The 21,576-nt window shown below is 63.8% G+C and carries 17 protein-coding genes; 12 read left to right on the forward strand and 5 right to left on the reverse strand.

The annotated features are described in order from the left end of the window. Window positions 1-19 precede the first annotated feature (19 nt). A complete protein-coding gene (locus KI243_RS30115) occupies window positions 20-1,645 on the forward strand; it encodes a methyl-accepting chemotaxis protein (protein ID WP_042936662.1) in 1,626 nt (541 codons plus the stop codon). Window positions 1,646-1,986: 341 nt separating this feature from the next. Here KI243_RS30115 and gbcB read toward each other — a convergent pair whose 3' ends face one another. Next, complete coding sequence (gbcB, locus tag KI243_RS30120) at window positions 1,987-3,087, reverse strand: glycine-betaine demethylase subunit GbcB (protein ID WP_017128780.1); 1,101 nt, start codon at window positions 3,085-3,087, stop codon at window positions 1,987-1,989. Between the two features lie 284 nt (window positions 3,088-3,371). Between gbcB and gbcA the strand changes: the two genes are divergently transcribed. Further along, complete coding sequence (gene gbcA, locus KI243_RS30125) at window positions 3,372-4,667, forward strand: glycine-betaine demethylase subunit GbcA (protein WP_017128781.1); 1,296 nt, start codon at window positions 3,372-3,374, stop codon at window positions 4,665-4,667. A gap of 643 nt (window positions 4,668-5,310) precedes the next feature. Here the strand turns inward: gbcA and KI243_RS30130 are convergent. The 4 genes from KI243_RS30130 to KI243_RS33135 form a co-directional block, all read right to left on the reverse strand. Beyond that, on the reverse strand, window positions 5,311-6,555 hold the full coding sequence (locus KI243_RS30130; protein WP_212810221.1) for a metallophosphoesterase: 1,245 nt from the start codon (window positions 6,553-6,555) through the stop codon (window positions 5,311-5,313). 10 nt (window positions 6,556-6,565) lie between these two features. Further along, complete coding sequence (locus tag KI243_RS30135; protein WP_177084713.1) at window positions 6,566-8,437, reverse strand: hypothetical protein; 1,872 nt, start codon at window positions 8,435-8,437, stop codon at window positions 6,566-6,568. Between the two features lie 162 nt (window positions 8,438-8,599). Next, window positions 8,600-12,052, reverse strand: a complete 3,453-nt coding sequence (locus KI243_RS30140) for a GMC oxidoreductase (RefSeq protein ID WP_178989572.1) — start codon at window positions 12,050-12,052, stop codon at window positions 8,600-8,602. A 164-nt stretch (window positions 12,053-12,216) separates the two neighbouring features. Further along, window positions 12,217-12,339, reverse strand: a complete 123-nt coding sequence (locus KI243_RS33135; protein ID WP_256261915.1) for a hypothetical protein — start codon at window positions 12,337-12,339, stop codon at window positions 12,217-12,219. A gap of 892 nt (window positions 12,340-13,231) precedes the next feature. Between KI243_RS33135 and KI243_RS30145 the strand changes: the two genes are divergently transcribed. The 10 genes from KI243_RS30145 (at window position 13,232) to KI243_RS30190 (ending at window position 21,569) form a co-directional block, all read left to right on the forward strand. After that, complete coding sequence (locus KI243_RS30145) at window positions 13,232-13,738, forward strand: type II secretion system protein (protein WP_177084716.1); 507 nt, start codon at window positions 13,232-13,234, stop codon at window positions 13,736-13,738. Continuing rightward, window positions 13,713-14,096 carry a prepilin-type N-terminal cleavage/methylation domain-containing protein gene (locus KI243_RS30150; RefSeq protein WP_177084718.1) on the forward strand — a complete coding sequence of 128 codons (384 nt, stop codon included), beginning with the start codon at window positions 13,713-13,715 and terminating at the stop codon, window positions 14,094-14,096. The genes KI243_RS30145 and KI243_RS30150 overlap by 26 nt, the downstream gene beginning before the upstream one ends. Beyond that, window positions 14,083-14,580, forward strand: coding sequence for a type II secretion system protein (locus KI243_RS30155; protein WP_244861790.1), 498 nt, complete (start codon window positions 14,083-14,085; stop codon window positions 14,578-14,580). The genes KI243_RS30150 and KI243_RS30155 overlap by 14 nt, the downstream gene beginning before the upstream one ends. Window positions 14,581-14,690: 110 nt before the next feature. Beyond that, entirely contained in the window at window positions 14,691-16,256 is a 1,566-nt protein-coding gene (locus KI243_RS30160) for a lytic polysaccharide monooxygenase (protein ID WP_177118882.1), read from the forward strand. 276 nt (window positions 16,257-16,532) lie between these two features. Further along, window positions 16,533-16,973, forward strand: coding sequence for a type II secretion system major pseudopilin GspG (gene gspG, locus KI243_RS30165; RefSeq protein ID WP_212810222.1), 441 nt, complete (start codon window positions 16,533-16,535; stop codon window positions 16,971-16,973). 18 nt (window positions 16,974-16,991) lie between these two features. Continuing rightward, window positions 16,992-17,486: a lytic transglycosylase domain-containing protein gene (locus KI243_RS30170; RefSeq protein ID WP_177118884.1), complete on the forward strand. Its 495-nt coding sequence runs from the start codon at window positions 16,992-16,994 to the stop codon at window positions 17,484-17,486. Next, the gene (locus KI243_RS30175) at window positions 17,483-18,661 is read left to right on the forward strand and encodes a type II secretion system F family protein (protein WP_212810223.1); all 1,179 of its coding nucleotides are present in this window, start codon (window positions 17,483-17,485) and stop codon (window positions 18,659-18,661) included. Before KI243_RS30170 ends, KI243_RS30175 begins: the two co-directional genes overlap by 4 nt. Window positions 18,662-18,665: 4 nt before the next feature. Further along, window positions 18,666-20,300 (forward strand): GspE/PulE family protein, encoded by a 1,635-nt coding sequence (locus KI243_RS30180; protein WP_212810224.1) that lies wholly within the window; start codon window positions 18,666-18,668, stop codon window positions 20,298-20,300. Further along, entirely contained in the window at window positions 20,281-21,027 is a 747-nt protein-coding gene (locus tag KI243_RS30185; RefSeq protein WP_244861791.1) for a hypothetical protein, read from the forward strand. The genes KI243_RS30180 and KI243_RS30185 overlap by 20 nt, the downstream gene beginning before the upstream one ends. After that, window positions 21,027-21,569: a hypothetical protein gene (locus KI243_RS30190; protein ID WP_212810225.1), complete on the forward strand. Its 543-nt coding sequence runs from the start codon at window positions 21,027-21,029 to the stop codon at window positions 21,567-21,569. Before KI243_RS30185 ends, KI243_RS30190 begins: the two co-directional genes overlap by 1 nt. Window positions 21,570-21,576 lie beyond the last annotated feature (7 nt).

The following is a 21,576-nucleotide window of genomic DNA, read 5'->3' on the forward strand; positions in this document are numbered from 1 at the left end:
CTTTCTCTCAGGAAAAACCATGTCCCTACGCACTATGAACATCGCCCCACGGGCGTTCCTCGGCTTTGCCATGATCGGCGCTTTGATGCTGATCCTGGGTGTGTTCTCGCTGAACCAGATGAGCAAGATTCGTGCGGCGGCCCAGGAGATCACTGCCAACAGCGTGCCCAGCATCAAGGCCCTGGACGAATTCACCCAGCTGACCCTGCGCCTGCGCGTCCTGTCCTACCGGCTGCTGACCAATCGCGAGCCGGACACCCAGGCCAAGACCCTGGATCTGCTCGTCCAGCGCAACCAGCAGATCGACAAGGCCCGGGTGGTCTACGAAAAGCTGATCGCCGCCCCTGAGGAACGCTCGATCTATGAGCAATACGTCCAGTTGCTCGGCCAGTACCGGCAGATCGAAGACCGCATGAAAACCCTGTCGCGCAACAATCAGGTGACCGAGCTGGCAAACCTGCTCAACAGCGAGCTGCTGGCCAACTCCGAGCAGGTCAACACCGTGCTCAACCGCCTGCTGGACATCAACACGCAGCAGACCAACGCCACCAACCAGCAAGCCAGCGACCAGTACGACTCGGCCTTCAACCTGGTGGTGGCCCTGCTGGTGCTCGCCACCGGCCTGACGCTGCTGTTCGCCTGGCTGCTGACCCGCAGCATCACCCAGCCGATCGCCCAGGCCCTGAGCGCCGCCGAACAGATCGCCGAAGGCGACCTGACCCGTCCGATCCAGGTCGATGGCACCGACGAAGCCGGTCGCCTGTTGCAGGCCATGGTCAAGATGCAGCAGAAGCTGCGCGATACCCTGCAGCGCATTTCCGGTTCCGCCACCCAGCTGGCCTCGGCCGCCGAAGAACTGAACAGCGTCACCGACGAAAGCGCCCGTGGCCTGCTGCAGCAGAACAACGAGATCGAACAGGCCGCCACCGCGGTCAATGAAATGACCAGCGCCGTGGAAGAAGTCGCGCGCAATGCAGTGAGCACCTCCGAAGCCTCGAAGAGCGCCACCACCTCGGCCGGCGACGGACGCGACCTGGTGCAGGAAACCGTCAGCGCCATCGAACGCATGAGCGGCGATGTACAGAGCACCGCGACGCTGATCGGCAACCTGGCGGAAGAATCCCGCGATATCGGCAAGGTCCTGGACGTGATCCGCGGCCTGGCCGACCAGACCAACCTGCTGGCGCTGAACGCGGCGATCGAAGCGGCACGGGCCGGGGAAGCCGGTCGCGGCTTCGCGGTGGTGGCCGATGAAGTGCGGGCACTGGCGCACCGCACCCAGCAGTCCACCAGCGAAATCGAACGGATGATCGGCAGTATCCAGGGCGGCACCGAGCAGGCGGTGGACTCGATGCGCAACAGCACCGAGCGGGCCGAATCGACCCTGAGCATCGCCAAGGGAGCCGGCCTGGCACTGGACACCATCAACACGGCGATCGTCGAGATCAACGAACGCAACCTGGTGATCGCCAGCGCGGCGGAAGAACAGGCTCAGGTGGCCCGTGAAGTGGATCGTAACCTGGTGAATATCCGCGACTTGTCGGTGCAGTCGGCGACCGGCGCCAACCAGACCAGCGCCGCGAGCAACGAACTGGCCCGCCTGGCGGTGGATCTCAACAGCATGGTAGCGCGCTTCAGCCTGTAGAAACCCCCGAGAGAGCGGCGCTGCCTTCGCGGGCAAGCCCGCTCCCACAGGAGGGAGGCGCACCGGGCTGTCGTCTAGCCCGGGACCTTGTAGGAGCTGGCTTGCCAGCGATGACGATGCCAGCCACCCCGCCGCTTTCGCGGGCAAGCCCGCTCCCACAGGATGGGGGCTCGCCACGGACTATGGTCCAGCCTGGAACCTTGTAGGAGCTGGCTTGCCAGCGATGACGATGCCAGCCACCCCGCCGCTTTCGCGGGCAAGCCCGCTCCCACAGGGCTCCGGGCTTGACGCAGGTCTTGTGGGAGCGGGCTTGCCCGCGAAAGAAGCGCCGCGGTGTGCGATCAGTACTCGATCCGCACATCACCCTTCGGCACACTGCAGCACGACAGGATATAACCCTCGGCCACATCGTCGTCGGTGATCCCGCCGTTGTGGTCCATCTCCACTTCCCCGCCCAGCTTGAGCACCTTGCAGGTCCCGCAGATACCCATGCCGCAGGCCTTGGGGATCATCAGGCCAAGCTTGGCCGCCGCCGCGTGCACGGTTTCGCCCGGTGCCACGCGAATGCTCTTGCCGGTGGCGGTGAACTCCACCTGGTGCAAGTCCGCGGCATCCACTTCCGGCGCCTCGGCGGCCTGTTCGGCCTGCTCCACCGCATCGGCACGGGCTTCCGGTGGCGTCGCGCCGAAGGATTCCTCGTGGTAGCGGCTCATGTCGAACCCGGCCGCTTCCAGCAGGCGCTTGACCGCGTTCATGTAAGGCGTCGGGCCGCAACAGAACACTTCGCGCTCGAGGAAGTCCGGGGCCATCAACTCCAGCATCTTGTGGTTCAGGTAGCCACGATAACCGGCCCAGGGCTCGCCCAGGCCGTGTTTTTCGCAGATCAGGTGCAGGCTGAAGTTGTCGATCCGCGACGCCATGTGCTCCAGCTCGCGGTGATAGATGATGTCCTTGGGCGAACGGGCGCTGTGGATAAACACCATGTCGACATTGCCGTTGGTGTCGTAGAACCAGCGGGCCATGGACATCACCGGGGTGATGCCGACGCCGCCGCTCAGGTACAGCACCTTGGGGCTGGGGAAGTCGATGGCATTGAACAGCCCGACCGGCCCGTGCACCGCCAGCTCCTGGCCTTCGTGCAGGGTGTCGTGCAACCAGTTGGAAACCTTGCCGCCCGGCACGCGCTTGATGGTCACGGAAAAGCTGTAGGGCACCGATGGCGAGCTGGAAATGGTGTAGGAGCGCATGATCGGCTGCCCTTCGATTTCCAGCTCCAGGGTGACGAACTGCCCCGGCTTGAAGAAGAACATGATCGGCTGGTCGGCCATGAAGCAGAAGGTCCGCACATCCCAGGTTTCCTGGATGACCTTCACGCAGCGCACGATATGCCGACCATTGGCCCAGGTCTGGGTGGTTACCGGATTGAGGAAGTTGTTCGACATATTGTTCTCCACCGCCGACTGTCGGCTCTATGTTGGCGATTCTGCGCAAGCGCCGGGGCGACCATTTACCTATCCGCGACATTGGCATGCTTATCGCGACCAGCCCCCAACGACCGGGGGTTGGGCGTCGGGAACGGATTCGGCCATGTCGCCCATGGATAAGGTTCGTGTCGCTGCCGCCCCCACACTCGCTCCATACCAAGACACCTGACGTACACCTTGCGTAGCACCCCTGATCAGCCACTATTCGCCGGCCACACCGCATGGCCATGAGGACTAAATCGATGGACGTCACCGCAACCCTGAGCCTGGGCGATCCGCTGGAACCCGCACGCAAGGCCACCGCGAAAATGCTGCAAGAGCGCGAGCGGACCTTTTCCCTGCCACAACCGTTCTACTCCGATGAGCGGCTGTTCGAAATCGATATGCAGGAAATCTTCCAGAAGGAATGGTTGATCGCCGGCATGACCTGCGAGATCCCGGCCAAGGGCAACTACATGACCCTGCAGATCGGCAAGAACCCGATCATCGTGATCCGCGGTGCCGACGGTGTGGTCCACGCCTTCCACAACGTCTGCCGCCACCGCGGTTCGCGCCTGTGCACCAGCGACAAGGGCAAGGTCGCCAAGCTGGTCTGCCACTACCACCAGTGGACCTACGAACTGGACGGTCGCCTGCTGTTCGCCGGCACCGAGATGGGCGCCGATTTCGACATGAAGCAATACGGCCTCAAGCCGGTGCATGTGAAGACCTCGGGCGGCTACGTCTTTATCAGCCTGGCGGAAAACCCGCCGCCGATCGATGAGTTCCTGGCGACCCTGAACCACTACATGGAACCCTACGACATGGAGAACACCAAGGTGGCGGTGCAAACCACCTTGATGGAGAAGGCCAACTGGAAGCTGGTGCTGGAGAACAACCGCGAGTGCTACCACTGCGGCGGCTCCCACCCGGAACTGCTCAAGACCCTGCTGGAGTGGGACGACGTCACCGACCCGCGCGCCGACCAGGCGTTCAAGGACCATGTGGCCGCCTCCGCCGCCGCCTGGGAAGCCGAGAAGATCCCTTATGCCCACGCCAGCTTTGGCCTGCGTAACCGTATCGTGCGCATGCCGCTGCTCAAGGGCACCGTGTCGATGACCATGGACGGCAAGCAGGGCTGCAAGAAGCTGATGGGCCGGATCAAGAACCCGGACCTGGGTTCGATGCGCATCCTGCACCTGCCGCACTCGTGGAACCACTGCATGGGCGACCACATCATCGTGTTCACCGTGTGGCCGATCAGCGCCCAGGAAACCATGGTCACCACCAAGTGGCTGGTACACAAGGACGCGGTCGAAGGCGTCGACTATGACGTGGCGCGCATGCGTGAAGTCTGGGATGCGACCAACGACCAGGACCGTCGCCTGGCCGAGGAAAACCAGCGCGGCATCAACTCCACGGCCTATCAGCCGGGCCCGTACTCGAAGACCTACGAGTTTGGCGTGGTCAATTTCGTCGACTGGTACAGCGAGCGCCTGCTGAGCAACCTCGGGGCAGAGCCTGCACCGTACCTCAAGGGCGTGCCCGTTCACGGCTAAAAGCTTCGCGGGCAAGCCCGCTCCCACACGGCCCCGGGCTAGACGACAGTCCGTGGTGCGCACCCTCCTGTGGGAGCGGGCTTGCCCGCGAAAGCGGCGGTGCGGCTGGCATCGCCATCGCTGGCAAGCCAGCTCCTACAAGGTCCCAGGCTAGACGACAGTCCGTGGTGAAACATCGCCCTGTGGGAGCGGGCTTGCCCGCGAAAGCGGCGGTGCGGCTGGCATCGCCATCGCTGGCAAGCCAGCTCCTACAAGGTCCCAGGCTAGACGACAGTCCGTGGTGAAACATCGCCCTGTGGGAGCCGGCTTGCTGGCGATAGCGGCAGTGCGGCTGGCATCGTCATCGCTGGCAAGCCAGCTCCTACAAGGTCTCGGGCTAGACGACAGTCCGTGGTGCGCCACCCTCCTGTGGGAGCGGGCTTGCCCGCGAAAGCGGCGGTGCGGCTGGCATCGCCATCGCTGGCAAGCCAGCTCCTACAAGGTCCCAGGCTAGACGACAGTCCGTGGTGGAACATCGCCCTGTGGGAGCGGGCTTGCCCGCGATAGCGGCGGTGCGGCTGGCATCGTCATCGCTGGCAAGCCAGCTCCTACAAGGTCCCAGGACAAGGTCGCGCTTCACGCCCACAGCGCGGTCAACAGCGAACTACCCGTGTGACGCCCACCGCACCGCCCCATCCTCGCCGACAAACTCCTCGATGATGTTCTCCCCGCTCAAGCGCACCCGCGCGTAGCCGTTGAGCACCCGTTCCGGGTATTCATCGTCCCCGGCATTCTGCGTCTCGGAAAACAGCACCCGCTCATTGCCGTCCAGTTCGCTGGTCACGCCATAGGGAATCGCCCCGTGCCCGGCGCAGCGCGCCCGCAGCCCGTTCAGCTCGGCATAGACGATGCCGTTGTGCAGGTGCCCCCAGTACCAGTAGTCCGGCACCCGGCCCAGGGCCGCGCACACCTGCTTGTACAGGTCGTTGGGGTTGTGCCCGCTGATATCGAAGCCCTGGTGATGACTGAGCACCATCAGCTTGCCGCGCTTGGGCAGCGTCTTCATCCAGTCGATCTGCTGCGGGTTCAGAGTGCCGTCCATGTAGAGATTGAGCGGCTTGGAGGCATAGGCCGAATCCAGCCCGACGATCAGCCAGTCATCGTTGTACAGGGCGAAGTAACTGGTGCCCTGCTGCATCGGGAAACGGGACTTGAGCTCGGCGAAGTAACCGTGGGCACCGCTGTACATCTCATGGTTGGAATTGAGGGTGAACGCGCCGTGCTTGCCCATCGGCCAGCCGGCCATGTCGACGTCCTCCTGGGAGCCGGTGCCGGCGTAGTAGACGTCGCCCAGGTGAATGGTGAAATCGGCCTGGGCCAGTTGCATCTGGTTGGCGACGGCGACCGCCGGCGCATGGCTGTCGAACGGCCCGGTGCCCCAGTCGCCGGCAATCGCCAGGACCACGTCGCGATCCATCATCATCACCATCGGTGTGGTAGCGAAGGTGGCATGACGCCGCAGATTCTCGATCCACTTGATCAGCGCCTCGCTCCACAGCAGGTCCAGCAGTTCCCACTTGCGACAGCCCAGCAGCGTACCGTCCTTGAGCACCCGCGTCTGCAACTGCGCCTCCGAGGTCGGCAGGGCCTTGGCATCGCCCAGGTGCAGGATCGACAGGCCATGGGACAGCTCCCACGGCACCGACGGCTCGTCGGTCGGCAGGTCGCCGTGTTCCAGCACGTACTGGGCCTGGTCATGGCCGCGCTGCAGGAGCATCTGGATGGCCTGGAACTCTTCGGGCTCGATCTCGCTGATGAGTTTTTTCCAGGACAGCTCCAGCCGTGCCTTCAAGCCGCTGAGGCGGACGCGGATCTTCGCCAGCTCGTGTTCGAAATGATGCATGGTCATGGCGGTCTCCCTACAACGTCTTCATGAATTCGATCAGCGCCCATTTCTCGGCGTCGGTCAGTTGGGTGCCGTACAGGTGACCACTGTTGTGGTTGCCTTCCAGGCGCGTGTCGTACTTGAAGTAACCCGGCGCCTCGACCTGCTGGCCGCTGGTGACGAAGCCGACCTTGACCGGGTCGTAGACATCCGAGCCGGTGCTGAACGCCACCGGGCGTTTGTCCGGGGTCTGCAGCAGATCCCACAGGCTCGGCACCGAACCGTTGTGCAGGTACGGCGCGCGCATCCACACGCCATCGGTGGGAGTGTTGCTGTAGCTCTGGGTCTTGCGGTAGGCGTTGAAGTCGAACGGCGGTTTCTTGAAGCCATGGAATGCCTGCACCAGGCCCACGGTGAAGGAGTCCAGGCGATGCGGGTCGGTGCCCAGTTGATCGATGCGGGTGGTGACCTGGCCGGTATCGGCCTTGCCGAACTCATGGCAGCCCGCGCAGTTGTTGTCCCAGATCGGCTTGCCCTGGGCGACCCGCGCCTGATCCAGGGCGAACGGCCAGGCCGGCGGCTTGGTGCCGAGCAGCCAGTTGGTGACCCGGTTGAAACTGGCCGGCAACACCGACTGCGGTGTCGCGCCCACGGCCATGGCCGCGGCGTAGTTGCGCTCGTGGATATCGTTGTTGTTGCCGTCCCAGTGCAGGTACAGCGATTCGCGCGGTTTCTGGTTCCAGATCTGCGGCAGGTCGACGGTGCCGATGGTCGAGTCATCCGGGAAGCCGAAGACCACCATCTTGGTCGGGTTGAAGGTGTCGGTGCGCCCCGGGCCCTGGGCCGGCCGCAGTTTCTGCCAGGCGTAGGCCTGCTTCTGCTTGAGCAGCGCGGTCTTGGCCATGGGGATGATCAGGTAGCGGTTGTACAGGCGTTCGAAGAAGCCCAGCTGGAACTTGCCGTTGATCGCGGTCATCACCGCGTCGGTGGTGAATTTCGGATCGCTGGCACAGTCGTAGGCGAACCACTGGAAGGCCTGCAATTGCAGGGTATTGGCCGGCGCCGTGGCGATCGGCCTGGCGACATCGCTCGCCGAAGCGCGGTACGAGCCGGTATGGCACAGGGCGCAGTTGGGTTCGACCGTCGGGTAGCCGATCTGTCGCTTGGCCATGCCGATAGGCAGGTCGCGACCATTTTCATAGAGGAAGCCGAACGACTCCCAGCCAGCGCCGGCCCTGGGCATCTTTTCCGGGCACATCTGCGGCAGCACGGCAAACAGGTAGTAGGGAATCCGCGCCTCGATCCCCAGGCCGATGGCGGCGTACTTGAAGTGGTCCTCGTCGGAGGCGAACTTCTCCTCGGGCACCACCCGCAGCATGTTGTACCAGGTCTGGTAGCCGATAAAACCGAGCACCAGCACGGTGACCAGCAGGCCCACGCGGAAGCCGTGGCGCTGCCAGCGCACGGCCCAGCCATGGCACCAGCTGTGCCAGCCACTGGCGAGCAGCGCCCAGGGCCGCTCGGCCGGCGGGCTGCCGAGGTAGAGCAGGATCCCCAGGATGAGGAACATGCTCAGGTCACCCATCAGCATCGGGAAAAACACCGAGGCCTGGTTGCTGGTATCGATCAGGTAGATCCAGAACGCCACGGCAATCAACCGGGTCAGCACGCACAGCCAGGAGTGGATGGGAAAACGCCGGGCGTTGAAGCCCGACGGCATGTAGAACACGCTGATGCCCACCAGCAGCATGCCGGCGTTTTCCAGCCAGGGGTCCGACAGCACCGGCGGCAGGCCGACCACCGAGGTCAGCAGTGCCGGAGCGAACAGGGCAGGCAGTGCGAACACCATGTTCATCACGATGCCTATCCAGATAAAGCGTTGAAACCAGCGGATGTAACTGTCCATATCATCCTTCCCTGCCAATCCGTTTTTTCCGGCCGAGCACGATCCTTGTAGGAGCCGGCTTGCCGGCGATGGCGGTTGCGAGGTCGATGCAAGGCTTGCGGGCCTCATCGCCGGCAAGCCGGCTCCTACAAGGTTTCGCGGTGTTTTCCAGACTGATGCGCATCAGCCCAGCGCGGTCTTCTCCAGGTGCTCGAGGATCAGCGGGTAAACATCGACCACCGCGTTCTTGCCGAACATGCAGTCGATATGGCCGTAGCCCGGCACCACATGGCGGCTGAACAGCTCGGGGCCGTGCAGACTGACCAGGCGCTCGTAGGTCTTCTCGGTGCTTTCCGGCAGGTAGCACTGGTTGTCGGCGCCGCTGATGAAGCAGATCGGCATCTGCAACCGCTCGAAGTGCGGCATGTAGACGTCATTGCCCTTGAAGTCCACCAGATGCCCCTTGCGGCAGATCAGCGCCAGGTGCTCGAAGGTCTGGATATTCGACTCGCCGAACAGTTCGTGCAGGTTGTCGTGCAGGGTTTCGTTGAGGGTGTCGTGACGGTACAGCGAGGCATACATAAAGGTGATCCGGTGACAGACCGGGTTGGTGCAGTAGCCCTGGGCCTCGATCCGCGCATAGACGTTGAGGGCCTTGTCATACAGTTTGTTGAACCAGCTCTCCTTGCTGTCGGCATAGGCGGTCAGTGACTTGATGCCCACCGCATCGAGCATCCCCGGCAAGTGCAGGCCGGCCTTGATCCCGGTCGCCGTGGCCACCACGGTATCGGCGGCGATCTGCGAACAGACCACCGAGCGCACGTCCTGCAACCCCGCCAGCAGCGACATGAAGAAGGTCGTGGCACCGTAGCAATGCACCACGCACTGCACGTCCAGGGCCCCGGTGGCCTGGCGGATCTGCGCGATGGCGGCCTTGTAGTCGTACTGGGCGATCTGGTCGCCGTTCCATTCGTGCTTGCTCGCCGGCAACAGGATGCTGACACGGAAATCCAGGAGCCAGACGTCGTACTCATGCTTGCACAGGTACTCCAGCAGGTTGGTCTGGATGGTGTCGGTGGAGAAGATATTCGAGCCCACGCCCAGCCCGTGCACCAGCATCACCGGGCCCTTGCTGCCGGCCTGGTAACGGGTCAGGCGCAGCTGGACCTTGTCCTCGGTCTCGAAGAAATGCACGGTCGGCACCGGCGCATCCAGCGGCCGCTTGTGCCGGGGCGGCGCATCCGGGTTGAAGTAGATATCGCCGGCAAATACCCCGCCGTAGCTTTCCCAGAGAATCCCGGCGAAGAACTTGCCGAAGCGCGCCAGGGCTTCGATACGCTCGCGTTCGTTGCGGGCATTGAGCACCTTCATGGTGGTCATCTGCCTGGCGAAGTCGGCGGGCAGGATATGCATGACCCCGGAGCCGAGTACCGCGCCGCTCTTGTCCGGCCCCTGGTAGAGCGTGACATAGAGAGTGCTGGTGTCCGGCCAGATATTCAGCACGCCGTTATCCTCGGGCACGGTCTTGAAGGCGCTGAAGTAATAGTCGCGACCGTCCTCGGCGGTCAGCTTCATGTCGTAGTTCATATGGCGTACGCCGACCTGCTCTTGGTACTGTTCGAACAGGTTGAACACACCGTTGCTGGCCGTCAGTGGATACGGCGACAGCGCCGGGGCATTGAGGGTACCGACCAGGGTGGCGGCGTGCTCCGGCTCCTTGATCATCCGGTTGAGGTCATTGGCGGTGATGGTCAGGGTGAACTCGATGGGCGAGTTCTGTGCCTCGCCACTCTTGGCCGCTGCTTCGTACAGCTTGAGGTCGGTGCCCTGGGGCTGGGTGAAATCCCTGGAGAAATAGCCCTTCATGGTTTCGGTGAACTGCACGCCGAGGGTCGGCGGCGCCACCGGTTTGCGCGGTGCCGACGGCAGGCGGTAGTCGATGACCCAGCCACGATCGGCGGCCAGCAGGCCCATGTTGCGCTCGCTGACCGCGGAGATGGTCAGCAGCGGATTGACCGCCAGCGACGTCGGGATCACCGCGCCATCGGTCACGTACAGCCCCGGATGGACATCGGTGCCGCTGGTGCCGCTGAACACCTGGCCCTTGTGGTTGACCACGCCCTGGGTGGCGTCCTCGCCCATCACGCAACCGCCCAGCGGGTGCACCGAGACGATGCTGTGCTTGAGCAGTTTGGTCCAGATCGGATTCGGCACCCAGACCCCGCCCAGGGCCTGGGTCGAGCGGTGCAACCGGTCATTGCCGAGCTTGAAGTTTTCCTGCTCGCCCACGCCCGGCCAGTCGATGCGCAGCTGGTCCTGGGCGTCCAGCACCATGCGTCCCTTGCCGTCGTCATGGCTCATGATCAGATAGGTCTGCATATTGTGCAGGGCACCGTAGTAGGGGCCTCGCAGAAAGCTCTCGGCCTCGCGGGCCTTGTAGTGCAGTTCGGCGCTGACCCCCTTGTCGGTGGCCTCGCCGATCATCTCGGCGAAACCGGCCATGGCCGGCACCATGGGACGGCCCAGGGCGCCGGGGATCGAGCCCTCCTCGATGACCATGCGACTGCGCCAGTCGCCTTCGGTGCGCATGTCGATGATCGAGGTGATGCACGGGCCCACCGGTTGCAGTTCCTTGGCCGAATGAGCGCCGAAACCGATGCCGTTGATGGTCTGTTCGCAGTTGTGGCCGAAGCCGAGGATATCGCCGTTGCCACTCATGTTTTCGCCCAGTTGCCCGGACATCGGCACGCCCTTGCTGCGGGAACGCAGGAGGATTTCGGTGGAGCCCAGGGTGCCGGCGGACACCACCACGATGTCGGCCTTGACGAACAGGGTCGGCGCGGAGAATTTCTCCCGGCCGCTGTCCAGGTACTGGAAGTGCACGATCCAGCCATTGCCGTCGCGCTCCAGGTGCCGCACCTCGGCCTGGCAGAAAATCTCCGCGCCATGGTTCCAGGCATCCGGCAGGTAGTTCATCAGCGTGGTGTTCTTGGCCTTGTTGTTACAGCCCGAGACGCAGTCGCCGCACTGATTGCACGGCAGTTGCTCGACGCCGACGTGGTTGAGGTTGTTGGGCAGCTTGTCGAAGGTCACATTGATCGGCGGGGTATAGAAATGCGCCTTTTCCTGCAGGTAGTCCGCCGACTTGCGATTGGCGTCCAGCTTCGCCAACTTGGGCGCGGACGCCGGATAGGGATTGGGCTTGAGCATTTCCCGGGCCCGCGCATAACCCTCGGCGAGCAGGGTGTCGCGGTGCTCGCGCACCGCCCGGGGCCAGCGCGGATCATCGAAGACGCCCGGCTCCGGCTCCAGGGACACGTTGGCGTTGATCAGCGAAGTGCCGCCCAGGCCACAGCCGACCACCACGTTCTGCTGGGCATTGACGTGCAGGTCGAACAGGCCGGTGCGCGAACCGATATGGCCATCCGGGTCATGCACCTGCAACTCCTCCGTCGCCGCGACCATGGTGTTGGGGTATTCCCCCGGCTGGATCTCGCGCCCGCGCTCCAGCAGACAGACGCTTTTCCCGGCACGCGACAGCCGTGAGGCGGCGATGCCGCCGCCATAGCCGGAACCGATCACGATAACGTCGTAGCGTTCCTTGATCTCACTGATGGATGTCGAAATCCGTGTCATGGTTGTTTCCTCTATCGGGCCCTCTATCGGGCTAAGACGGGCAACTCTGCGGTTGCCACCACGGGGGCAGACGGTGGAGCAACAGGCGAGCGCGCACGCGGGTTCTCCAGACAAACCGGGCATACGCAAAAGATCGGGATGGCGCGCAAGCGCCGGGTCAGGCGCTACAGGCGCGCACGCTGGTTGGTGGCATGGCGATGAATGCGCCTGGGCACCAGGGCACTGGCTCGGGCCACGGCATTGAAGGTGGAGGGGGACGGCGGGTGGTGGTACGGCTGGCGACCCATCAAGCGTTCTCCCTGAACCTGATATGGATGCGAATAACGTTGTGTCCTTGTGCCATGAGTGAAGACTTTGACCGCAGGGGTGTCAATAAACACCCTTAGAACTGTATGAAATTTGATCTATAGCACTCTGCGCTATAAGAACCGGGGCCTGGCGGGCTTGGCGAACAACTTATCCACAGAACCACCCACAGCAAATGTGGGCAAGTACCGGTTCATGCCCTCTCGATGACGAGAGAATCTGAATAAAATCCGTGACTTATTCAGAAAGACCGGTTCAGGCCGCCTTTGATCATTTATTGATCAATAGCATGCAAGCCGCGATTTAAAAGGCTCGTAGAGGACCGCGAACACCTTATCCACAGAAAGGCCAACAGACTTTGTGTGCAAGTCGGCGATTTCCCCGAGCCTCTGTGGAAAACCTCTGAAAACCGCGAGATATGAAGGTTTCAGGCTAATCATGTGAAGAAAGCACTGCAATTGGATGTTTTTTGACCAGCACTTTGCAGGCCTTGTAAAACAAGGCCTGCAAGGGACAGCGAACAACTTATCCACAAAAGCGCCAACAGACTTTGTTAACAAGTCGCCCGCGAAGCAGCATCCTGCAAGCGTCTTATCCACACAAAAACCTGAACAAAAACCGTCAGTTAGGCTGATCATTTTTCGTACGAAGGGCTATACCCCTTGATCTGCGTGGGATACAGCGATGCACGAACATCTTATCCACAGACCCGCCAACAGCCTCTGTGGACATTTGTCGGCGCGCCCCACCGAAGGGCTCGCCTGGCATCCTTGAACTATCGACTACACTTCTCGCACAGCGCGCCATGTTCTTGCAGTAAAGGTGTCTTGGCCTGACGCATTTACCCGAGGATGTCCAGATGGTGCGATCTCCATGCGGCCGCTTGCGCTATTTCCCCTAGCGTCTCGCCGCCCATCTGCAGCCGGCTTCACCCTGATCGAGTTGCTGCTTGCCCTGGCATTGCTGGCAACCCTGGCCACGGTGGCCTATCCGCTGACCGCCCTGATGGGCAAACGCGAACGTGAACTCGACCTGCAACGCTCGTTGCGGGAGATCCGCCGTGCCATCGACGCCTACAAGGAGGCGGTCGATGACGGACGGATCGACAAGGGCACGGGCAACGGTTATCCACCGTCCCTCGAAACCCTGATCGAAGGCATCGTCGACAAGAGCGACCCGAGCGGCGGGAAGATCTTTTTCCTGCGCCGTATTCCCCGCGACCCGGTCTGCGAATGCCCGGACCTGCCCGCCGAGAAAACCTGGCGCCTGCGCAGCTACAAGAGCACCGCAGAGAGTCCGGCCGAAGGCGAGGACGTCTTCGATATCAGCTCCACCAGCCAGCGGGAGGGCCTCAATGGGACTCCGTACAATCAATGGTAAGGCCAGGGGCTTCACCCTGATCGAGCTGCTGGTGGTGATGGCGATCATCGCCACGCTGATGACCCTGGTCATGCCGCAGTATTTTCGCCAGCACACCAAGGCCCAGGAAACCGTGTTGCGCCACAACCTGGTGTCGATCCGCCAGGCGCTCGATCACTACCGCGAAGACAAGGGCAGCAACCCCGAATCCCTGGAAGACCTGGTCAACGACCGCTACCTGCGCGAGATCCCCCGCGACCCGATCACCGGGCGGCGCGATACCTGGCGCTTGCAGAGCGGCGAGGACAGCGGTTTCGGCGATGTGCACAGCGGCGCACCCGGGCAAGCAGTGGATGGAACGGACTATGGTTCCTGGTAATGGTCGCCATGCGCGCGCACCGCAGCGCGGCTCGGTGTTCATAGGCCTGCTGGTCTCGGTGGCCATCGTCGCCGTGCTGCTGATGGAAGTCGGCGTGCTCTGGTCGACCCAGCTGCGCCGCGAACGCGAGGCGCAGCTGCTCGCCCAGGGCGAGGAAATCCGCCGGGCCATCGGCCTGTATTACGAACAAAAGAACAGGCTGTACCCGAAGACCCTCGAGGACCTGCTGCTGGACCGCCGCGAACCGACGATCAAGCGCTACCTGCGCCGGGTCTACCCCGATCCCATGAGCGGCAAGGCCGACTGGGGCATCATCGCCGGTCCCGGGCAAACCATCATGGGCGTGTTCAGCCAGGCGCCGGGACAGCCCCTCAAGCAGGGCAACTTTCGCCGCTACCAGGAGAGTTTCACAGGGCAAGGCAGTTATCAGGGGTGGCAGTTTCTGTACCGGCCTGGACAGAGTAGCTCCTCCAAAAGAACGTAGAACCTACGTTGGAGGTGAGCATGTGGGGTGATCAAGCCAGTCGTTGAGTGAAATACCGAAAGCCCGAAACGCTTCGGGTGGTTTTTTCCAACTTGAACGTGGACTGAACTATGAACAGCTTACATTTCTACGCACGATCCATTATCCGCTGCGCCCTGGCGGCGTTGTTGGCGATGCCGGCGCTGGGCTGGAGCCATGGGGCGATCGAATCGCCTGCGACACGCCAGGTACTGTGCCGCAGCTTCCAGGACTTCAACGGGTCTCCCGAGCAGATGAAGGACGAGGGCTGCCGCAGGGCCAAGACCGAATACCCGGCACAACTGGTCCACGGGATCACTCAATGGCATGAGGTCAGCGCGAACATCAAAGGCAGCTACGCGGATCCGGACGGCGGCGATGCCGCCGCCAGGAGAATCGTACCCGACGGCAAGCTCTGCTCGGCAAACCGCTCGGGGATGGATGTGCTGAACATGGCCATGCCGCAGTGGACCAAGACCAAGGTGACACCCGATGACTCGGGCAAGATCACGGTGCGCCTGGCCACCACCCAGCCCCATATGCCCAGCTTCATCAGGGTCTACCTCAGCAAGCCCGGCTACGACAGCGCGACCCGTAAACTGGGGTGGGACGACCTGGAACTGATTCACGCCCAGGAACTGACCGATGTCCGCAAGGATTGGTCCCCCGCGCCCATCATCTCGGACCCCAACACGTTCTTTCTGCTCAAGGTGCAGATTCCTCCGGGCCGCACGGGCAATGCCGTGCTCTTCACCCGCTGGCAACGCCGCGATCCGGAGGGTGAAGGTTTCTACGGCTGCAGCGATATCGCTTTCGACGACAAGACCCAACCATCCCCCTGGATCAAGGAGAAGGTGTTTATCGACGGCAACGGGATCGATCCAAAGGCCGGTGATACCGTGCACTTTCGCGTATTCGGACATGACCGGGCGGTCAGCGAACTGGTCGACCTGAAACTGCCCATCGACGCCAGCAACCAGAATCCCGCGGTGTGGGGCGCGCAACTGGCAAACCAGTTGAGCAGCAGCCAGCACCTCATTCGTGTCGGGGTCAAAAAAGATGAAACCATCACCTTCAATCCCACTGACGTCTACGCCAACTACAACTACCTGAGCGATGCCAGAAACTCCACGCAGATGTCCATCGACGCCGAAGGCGATGGCGAGAACCCCGGTCCGGTGGATGAACGCCCCCCCGTGGCGGTGATCGAGGGGGCGACCCAGATCAAGGCCGGTGAACGGTTCACCCTGGACGGCCGCAAATCCATTTCCTACAACAGCACGCCACTGCGCTATGTCTGGGCATTCGTGGGTGGGCCGGGCTGGACCTATGGCTCCAACACCGAACCCACCTTCACCATTACCACACCAGCCAGTGACAAGGTCTCGACCGCGAAGCTGTTGCTCAACGTCTACGATGAAGCCAACAAGAAACGCCATGAAGCCGAAGTGACCCTGACCGCGACCCCGGCATCGGGCGGCGGCGATGCACCACCCTACGTGGAGGGTACGGACTACAAGGCCGGCGATATCGTGAGCAACGCCGGCAGTACGTACAAGTGCAAACCCTGGCCCTATACCGCCTGGTGCAAGGGCGCGGCCTGGGCCTATGCCCCCGGCACCGGCGTCCATTGGCAGGAAGCCTGGGAAAAGCTCTAGCAATGGGTGAGGCCCCGTGACGCCGTACTTCATGTACGGCGTCATCCCTGCGCTGTATTCATTTTTATATTTCCCGACAACAAGGGTTCTCTTTTTAATAATAAAGAGATATAACCCCCAGCCCCTTGCCGCCGGGGGTATTGAACTAGAGTTACAGTCAGTCATTCACCCATGAGACATGTTCAACGTGTACCTGCCGGTGGTGCCCACCTGATGTAGGGCCGGAATAGGTTATGAAGTAACCGCGTTCCCTGCCTCATCAGCCGAGCGGCCACCATGAACGGTCCATCGTCACGCCCGCGCCTCGCACAGCCCTCATTCGGCTTCACCCTGCTCGAACTGCTGGTGGTCCTGCTGATCATCGCCCTGCTCGCCGGCTATGTCGGGCCGAAGATGTTCGACCGCCTGGAGCTGGCGAAAGTCCAGACCGCCAAGGGCCAGATGAAATCTCTGGCCGATGCCCTGCAGCAGTACCGCCTGGACAACGGCCATTACCCCAGCGAGGCCCAGGGCCTCAACGTGCTGGTCGAACGGCCGGCCAGCGAACCCGGCTGGCACGGGCCGTACCTGTCCAAGGGCGTACCGCCCGATCCCTGGAACAATCCCTATCTCTTCAAGAACCCCGGCGCCGGCCATGAAGTCGAGATCATCTCCCTGGGCCGCGATGGCAAGGCCGCGGGCGACGGGACCAACGCCGACATCGTGTTTGGCTTCTGAGCCCGGAGTCCCCCGCCCATGCGCCACTCATTCGAACTGCTGATCGCCCTGGGTGCGCTGCTGATGGCCGGGACCGGCGCGGCCAACTGTTTCCAGGACGCCGGCGAGCGCTATCACATCGATCCGCTGCTGCTCTACGCCATTGCCCAGGCCGAGTCCGGGCTCGATCCGCGGGCACGCAACACCAACCGCGATGGCAGCCGTGATATCGGCCTGATGCAGATCAACAGCCGCCACCTGGAGCGCCTCGCCGCCTTCGGGATCGCCGAGCAGAACCTGCTCGACGAGCCCTGCACCAGTGTCATGGCCGGCGCCTGGATTCTCGCCCAGTTCGTCCAGCAACTGGGCTACGGCTGGCAGGCCGTGGGCGCCTACAACGCCGGTGCCCGCGTCGAGCGCGACGCCAACCGCAGCCGCTACGCCCGCCGGGTGTGGGGCTACTACGCCAGCCTGCTGGAGTTGCGCCAACGCAGCGCGGGCACGCTCGCCGCGCGCAACGGTGGACGACCATGAGGGAGTTCGATGCCCGCGTCATCCGCCAGGGCCAGCTACGCAACCTGCGCCTGCAGGCCGCCGACCTCGACGATGCCCGCCGCCAGTTGCAGGACGCCCAGGTGGTCTCGCTGCGCCAGCGTGCCTCGTTCAAATGGCCGGGACGCGGTGCGCGTTTCGCCCTGGGCCTGTTTATCCAGGAACTGGTGGTGCTGCTCGATGCCGGGCTGGTGCTGGTGGAGTCGGTGGAAACCCTGCGCGACAAGGCCGCGCCGGGGATCAACCGGCAAGTGCTGAGCGAATTGCTGGAGTCGATGTACCAGGGCAACGCCTTTTCCCGGGCCATGCAGGCCAAGCCGGCGATCTTTCCCGACCTGCTGGTGGCCACCGCCGCTTCTTCCGAACACAGCGGCCAGTTGTCGGTGGCGCTGCGCCGCTACCATCACTTCGAAGCCCATCTGGAAACCGTGAAGAAGCGCGTCAGCAGCGCGCTGATGTACCCCCTGGTGGTGCTCGGCGTGGGCGCGGTGATCCTGCTGTTCCTGTTGTTCTTCGTGATCCCGCGCTTCGCCTCGGTGTTCGACGCGATGAGCGACCTGCCGGCGACCGCGCGGTTCATGGTCTGGTGGGGCGAACTGGTGGAGCAACAGGGCGGCCTGCTGATGGGCGGCCTGGCGGCGGTGATCGCCGCCCTGGTGCTGCTGGCGCGAACCGCGACGGTCAAGCGTCACCTGGCCGCCCTGCTGTGGAAAATCCCCAGCCTCGGTGCCCAGCGCACGCTGTTTATCCTCGCGCGCTTCTACCGCACCGCCGGCATGCTGCTGATGGGCGGGATGCCAGCGGTGTCGGCCCTGGAAATGGCCGGGGCGCTGCTGCCGGCCGAGCGCCAGGGCGACCTGCACCGCAGCCTGGGCGATATCCGCGCCGGCCAGCTGCTGTCCACCACCCTCGCCCGCCACCGGCTCACCACCCCGGTCGCCGAGCGCCTGTTGCGCGTCGGCGAGCAGAGCGGCGAACTGGCGTCCATGTGCGAGCGTATCGCGCAGTTCCACGACGAAGCGCTGGAGCGCGCCATCGAGCTGTTCAGCAAGGTCTTCGAGCCGCTGCTGATGCTGGTGGTCGGCGGGCTGATCGGGCTGATCGTGTTCCTGCTGTACATGCCGATCTTCGAACTGGCCGGTTCCATCCAGGGGTAGCACGATGGACACACTCAGGCAGCAATGGCAGCAGCAGGCACGACAGGACAACATCCCGTTGGCGGAGTACCTGCAACAGGTGCTGGAGGACACGCCGGAACACCTCGCCGACGTCGCCGCGCTCCTGGGCCTGACGCCACTCACCGAGGCCCAGGTCGAGGGTCACGAGCGCTTCGACACCCTGACCCTGCCCCAGGCGCTGAACCGCCGGACCCTGCCGGTGGAGATCGACGGCCAGGCCTACCTGGTGCTCGGCGCGCCCTTCTCCCTGAGCGGTCGCCAGTGGCTGCAGGCCCATGCCGAACTGGCGCCGATGGCCCTGGCGATGAGTCTGCCGGGGGTCGTCGAGGCGCAACTGAAAAAGGCCGAGGCCAGCCAACGGGTGATGGACCCGTTCGCCCGTGACGACGAAGACGCGCGGGTGGCCGAGGCGGTCCAGGAAATCTCCCTGAGCAGCATCGCCCGCGATGACAATCCGGTGGTGCGACTGGTCAACTCGATGCTCTTCGATGCCCTGCAGAGCCGGGCCAGCGATATCCATGTCGAGAGCACCCCCGAAGGCCTGGTGATCAAGTACCGGATCGATGGCGTGCTGCAACAGATCGGCCAGAGCGCCGGGCTCGACACCGCCGAGCAGGCGCTGTCACGGCTCAAGGTGCTTTCGGGCCTGGATATCGGCGAGCGCCGGGTGCCCCAGGACGGTCGCTTCAAGGCGCGCATCCAGCAGCGCGACGTCGACTTCCGGGTCTCGATCATACCCAGTATCCACGGCGAGGATGCGGTGCTGCGGGTGCTGGACAAGTCCCAGCGCGGCGAGTCCCTGAGCCTCGACAGCCTGGGCCTGGACGCGGACGCGATCGGCCGCATCCGCCTGCTGGCCAGCGAGCCCTACGGCATGCTGCTGGTCACCGGTCCCACCGGCAGCGGCAAGTCGACGACGCTGTATGCCGCCCTGTCGGAGACCAATACCGGCGAGAAGAAAATCATCACCATCGAAGACCCGGTGGAGTACGAGCTGCCCGGCGTGTTGCAGATCCCGGTGAACGACAAGAAGGGCCTGACCTTCGCCCGCGGCCTGCGCTCGATCCTGCGGCACGACCCGGACACCATCCTGGTGGGCGAGATCCGCGACGGCGAAACCGCCGGGATCGCCGTGCAGGCCGCCCTGACCGGCCACCTGGTGCTGTCCTCGGTGCACGCCAACAGCGCGTTCAGCGTGCTGGAACGCTTCAACTACCTGAAGGTGGAGCCGGCCAGCTTTGTCGAGGCGCTCAACGGCGTGGTCGCGCAGCGGCTATTGCGACGGGTTTGCAGCGAATGCGCCGAGGCCACCGAGCCCGACGCGCAACTGCTGCAACTGGCGCACTTGCCGGCCGATGCGCCCGGCAGCCACTACCGGCTCGGCCGGGGTTGCGAAGCCTGCCGCCATACCGGCTATCGCGGCCGGCTGGCGCTGGCGGAAGTGCTGACCGTCACCGACGCGCTCAAGGAAGGCCTGCTGCAACGTCGCTCGGCCGCCGCCCTGCGCGAACTGGCACGGGAGTCGGGCCACCGCTTCATGCGCGATATCGCGCTGGCGAGCGCCGCCGCCGGACACACCACCTTGCAGGAGGTGCACCGTGTCCTCTCCCTTTATTGATCACGTGGTGCTGCTGGCCCAGGACGAAGTCCGCTGGGCCGCACGGCCGCGCTGGCCCGCCGGCCCTCCCTGGCAGGACCACGAACGGGGGGATCCGCTGGCGGCCTGTGCCGCGCTGCTGGAGCGGGCACCTCATGGTCGCGTGAGCTACCTGGAGCGGGCCACCCTGCTGCTGGGCTTTCCCCATGTGCATTACCGGGTCCTGCCCTGGCAGGAAGGCCTCTACAGCCCGCTCGACTGGCAAGGCTTCGCCATGGCGCTGTTCAGCCAGCACAACGATCTCGACCCCGCCCAATGGCAGGTTTCGATCGATCCCGCGCCGTTCGGCCGCGTGCGCCTGGCGGCGGCGGTCAACACGGAACTGATGGAATCCCTCAAGGCCCTGTTCCAGGCCCGTCACCTGCCCATCAGGCGTTGCGCGCCGCTGCTGATCGATGCCCTGCAACGCCATTGGCCCGGGTTGCCCGAGGACTACCGCTTCGCCGTTCGCGAACCCGGCGCCCTCAGTTGCGTATTCGCCCACCAGGGTTGGCCGGCGCAGGTCTGCGTCCTGCCGCTGAACCCGCAAACGCCCTTGTCCGATGCCTTGCTGATGGCCGATGTGCTGTGCGACGAACAGGAACAGCAGACCCTGGTGGTGGCCGTCGAGTCGGCCTTCGAACCGTCGACGACAATGCCCTGGCGCTGGCTGGGACCGCTGCATCCCTGGCTGGCGGAGCCGTCCTGATGAACTCGACCCTGATTCGGCGCTGGCGGCGCCCGCGGGCGCCGCTGATCGACCTGCGTGGAGAACGGGCCAGTCTCTGGCTGGTGCTCCTGCTGGGCGCGGTCGCCCTCGCCCTGTGGCTGCTGCTGTGGTCGGACTGGCAGGCCCTGCTGGTCCGCGAAGCCGAGGCGGAGCAGGTGGAACGGCAATTCACCGCCATGGCGATTCAGCAGGAACAGTTGATGCAGGCCTCCCTGCGCACCTCGCCCCTGCAGAAAAAACAGCTGGAAACCTTCGCCCGCCAGAACGCCACGCCCTTCGCCCTGCTCGATGCCCTCGGCCAGGCCTGGTCACCGGACGTCGCGCTGTTGCGCCTGGAGGTCAACACCGCGGCCCGGGAGCTCAGCCTGGACCTGGAGAGTCAGCGCCTGGAAGGCAGCCTGCGCTTTATCGAGAAACTCAAGACCGACACCGGCCTCACCGTCAGCCTGCAACAGAGCGCGCGCAATACCCGCGATCCGATGCTGCCGATGAGCGTCAAATTCAAACTCAGTGCCCCATAGGGAGCGG

The organism is Pseudomonas sp. Ost2, assembly GCF_018326065.1.
GTDB lineage: Bacteria > Pseudomonadota > Gammaproteobacteria > Pseudomonadales > Pseudomonadaceae > Aquipseudomonas > Aquipseudomonas gingeri.